Annotated in this window: 1 protein-coding gene; it reads left to right on the top strand. The window is 32.7% G+C overall.

The annotated features are described in order from the left end of the window. Positions 1–1,237, top strand: a 1,237-nt coding sequence (locus AC1DMU_RS29440; RefSeq protein WP_476941693.1) for a non-ribosomal peptide synthetase, incomplete at both ends; no start/stop codon positions are given.

The following is a 1,237-nucleotide window of genomic DNA, read 5'->3' as shown; positions in this document are numbered from 1 at the left end:
TTAACTTATAAGGAATTAAATGAAAAAGTAAATCAATTAGCTTTTTATCTACAGAAACGAAACGTAGGACCTGAAAGTATGGTAGGGGTTTATATAGAACGTTCTTTAGAGATGATTGTAAGTATATTAGGAATAATAAAAGCTGGTGGTGCATATGTCCCACTAGATCCCGCATATCCAACAAAGAGACTTGAATATATCTTGAAAGATGCCAATATACAAGTATTGCTAACCAAAAGCCATTCAACACAGTGGATACCTAAAGAAATAGACTGTATTGATATAAAAGAACATGAAATGAATATTTCAAAAGAAAAAAGTATAAATCCTACAATTGAAGTTAAACCAGATAATTTGGCATATGTAATTTATACATCTGGATCTACAGGAAAACCCAAAGGGGTATTAATTGAACAAAAGAGCTTATGTAATTTTATTATTTCTAGTATTAATTTAACAAAAATGAATGCAGACAGTAAAAATATTCAATTTGCTTCATTATCATTTGATGCTTCAGTATTTGAGATATTTACTAGCCTAGTTTCAGGTGGAACCTTATATGTATGTAGTCAACAAGATATTATGCCAGTTGAACCACTTACTCAGTTCTTGCAAAAAAATAAAATTACACATGCACTTTTACCACCTACGGTACTTAATTTGTTAGATGAATCTGTATTTAAAGATTTACAGGTTGTTACTTCTGCGGGATCAGCCTGTAGTGAAAAAGTTGCAAAACGCTGGATGCAAAATCACCTTTTTATTAATGCGTATGGTCCAACAGAAACCACAGTTTATACTGTCGCGGGAATATATAAAGGAGATGGAGCACCTCCTATTGGTCGGCCCATGCCCAATGTAGAGGCATATGTATTAAATAAAGATCATAAGCGTGTCCCTATGGGAACAGTGGGTGAACTTTATATAGGAGGTATCGCATTAGCACGAGGATATTTAAATCAAACTGAATTAACAAAAGCATCATTTATTCCACACCCATTCAAGAATAGCTCTAATGATAGATTATATCGGACCGGTGATTTAGTTAAATATTTACCTGATGGAAATATAGAATATATAGGAAGAGTTGATAAACAAGTTAAGATTAGAGGGTTTCGAATTGAGTTAGGTGAAATTGAAACAATATTAGGAAAACATCCAGACATTAAAGAAGTTACTGTGGTAGCGCAAGAAGATACATTTGGAGATAAAATCTTAGTAGCCTATATTGTAGGTG

It is taken from the genome of Bacillus sp. 01N45 (genome assembly GCF_056399205.1).
Note: the sequence above shows the minus strand (reverse complement) of the source record. Positions and strands in the feature narration are given on the sequence as shown.